3 protein-coding genes are annotated in these 2,009 nt (G+C 71.7%); 2 read left to right on the forward strand and 1 reads right to left on the reverse strand.

From position 1 onward, the window contains the following. Positions 1-535, reverse strand: a 535-nt coding sequence (locus ACFU99_RS41880; RefSeq protein WP_384403554.1) for an AraC family ligand binding domain-containing protein, incomplete at its 3' end; no start/stop codon positions are given. 55 nt (positions 536-590) lie between these two features. Here ACFU99_RS41880 and ACFU99_RS41885 point away from each other — a divergent pair. Continuing rightward, a complete protein-coding gene (locus tag ACFU99_RS41885; protein WP_384403557.1) occupies positions 591-1,157 on the forward strand; it encodes a class I SAM-dependent methyltransferase in 567 nt (188 codons plus the stop codon). A 303-nt stretch (positions 1,158-1,460) separates the two neighbouring features. Then, positions 1,461-1,955, forward strand: coding sequence for a hypothetical protein (locus ACFU99_RS41890; protein WP_384403559.1), 495 nt, complete (start codon positions 1,461-1,463; stop codon positions 1,953-1,955). Positions 1,956-2,009: the final 54 nt, after the last annotated feature.

Here is a 2,009-nt window from a genome sequence, read left to right on the forward strand (position 1 = left end):
CCCCCACGACCCTGCCCCACTCGGCCAGCGAACGCCCGTCGGCGGGGTCGGCGACGAGGGCGCCTGCGACGCGCCGGGCGCGGGGTTCGTCGGGCATCGGGGCCCGTACGGTCGCCACGGACACCGGCCTGAGCTGGTCGAGCACGACGCGCTCCGCACGGCTGCGGGCGGCGGCGTCGAGGCCGTCCTCGGCGAGGTGGCAGATCAGCTCGCGCAGCAGCCCGGATACGGCCACGACCTGCGGCGACTCCCAGCGGACCGGGCAGCGTTCGGGCCAGAAGTACAGGCTGCGCAGCAGGGCGGCGCGGACCGCGCCGGTGGAGTGCGAGGTGCCGGCCGGAATCCACAGCGCCATGGACGTCGGCAGCACCCAGGTGGCGCCGGAGGCCCGTACGGCGCAGACGCCGCTGCGGGCCCAGGCGAGCTGGTGCGCGCCGTGCTGATGGCGCTGGAACCACTGGCCGTCGCTCATCGCGAAACTGCCGACGACGATGGCGCTCCCGCCCGGCGGCATCAACTGTCCTTCTGGCGACATGAGTTGTCACTCCACCCCGTATTCGGCTCCGTGCCCGGCTGCCTAGCCTGGCTGTATGCCCATGAACCTCATTCACCGCCGCGTATGCAACTCCGACAGGTGGGCCCGCGCCGTCGAGGACCAGCTGCTGCCCTGGGCCCTGGAGGGCGTCGAGTTCGGCTCCGAGACCCTGGAGATCGGGCCGGGGTACGGCGCCACCACCCACGTTCTGCTGCGTCTCGCCGAGCGCCTGACCATTCTGGAGGTCGACCGCGACTCGGCGAAGCGGCTGGCCGACCGGTACGGGGACCGGGCCGAGGTCATCCACGGCGACGGGGCCGACATGCCGCTGCCCGACGGGCGGTTCGACTCGGTCGTCTGCTTCACGATGCTCCATCATGTGCCGTCGCCGGCGCTCCAGGACCGCCTCTTCGCGGAGGCCCGGCGGGTGCTGCGGCCGGGCGGGGTCTTCGCGGGGTGCGACGCGCTGGGCGGGTGGCGGTTCCGGATGATCCATATCAGGGACACGTGCGTGGTCGTTCCGCTGGAGACACTGCCTGCCCGGCTGCGGGCGGCGGGCTTCGAGGAGCCGGAGATCACGACGGGTACGGGAAGCTTCCGCTTCCGGGCGCGGAGGCTTTGAGCTTTCCGCGCTTGGAGGGGGGAGGGGCGAGACGCAGTGGGCCCGACGGGGGAGGCCCACTGCGTCATTGTTCGTAGCATGACAAAAATCATGGGATCGGTCTTGTTTTCTCCAGGGGGGCGTGTCGCAATGGGCCATCGCCGCGCTGACTGACCGTCAGAACCGCGCGTCGCCAGGGGAGACGTGCTCCCCGAAGCGGCGGCGGGGCGGGCCCCTCATGCCCACTCATGCGGTGCGCCCGCAGCTCGCACGGCGGCGGCCGGCGACGTCAGCCCGTACACCCCCACATGGAGGCGGGACCCCATGAGACGCATCAAACGCAACAGCCGCAGCAGCCACCTCAGATACGGCATCGGCACGGCACTCGGCGTCAGCGCGCTGGCCGTAGGCGCCCTGGCGACGGCACCGGCCGCGAACGCGCTGACGGCGGACACGGCCACGATCTCGTTCGAGTGCGGGGCGTTCGGCTCCGGCTCGGCGAAGCTCACCGCCGACCACAGCGGGACGAACGCGACCATCAGCCTGTCCACCAAGGCCATCACGTCGCCCATCGACCTCGGGGCGAACTCCGTCAAGTCCACCCTCACCATGACCAACCACGGCTCCGGCGCCAAGACCTTCACCGGCAACTCCAACCCGGCCATCCCCGCCGGCGCCGAAGTCTCCACCGGCCCCCTGAAGGGCAAGGTCGCAGCGGGCGACAGCCTGGAGGCCAAGACCCTGAAGGTAGTGGTCCTGGGCGTCACCGCCACCTGCAACGCCACGTCGACCCAGTCGCCGGGGCCCTTCGAGTTCTGACCCGGAGGCACTGGTGCCCCCGCGACTGGGGTTGTCGCGGGGGCACCGGCTGGC

It is taken from the genome of Streptomyces sp. NPDC057654 (assembly GCF_042800135.1).
Classification (GTDB): Bacteria; Actinomycetota; Actinomycetes; order Streptomycetales; family Streptomycetaceae; genus Streptomyces.

Excerpts from the sequence above, each read along its gene's own strand:
- ACFU99_RS41885 (WP_384403557.1), top strand. The coding sequence starts at position 591 with ATGCCCATGAACCTCATTCACCGCCGCGTATGCAACTCCGACAGGTGG.
- ACFU99_RS41890 (WP_384403559.1), top strand. The coding sequence starts at position 1,461 with ATGAGACGCATCAAACGCAACAGCCGCAGCAGCCACCTCAGATACGGC.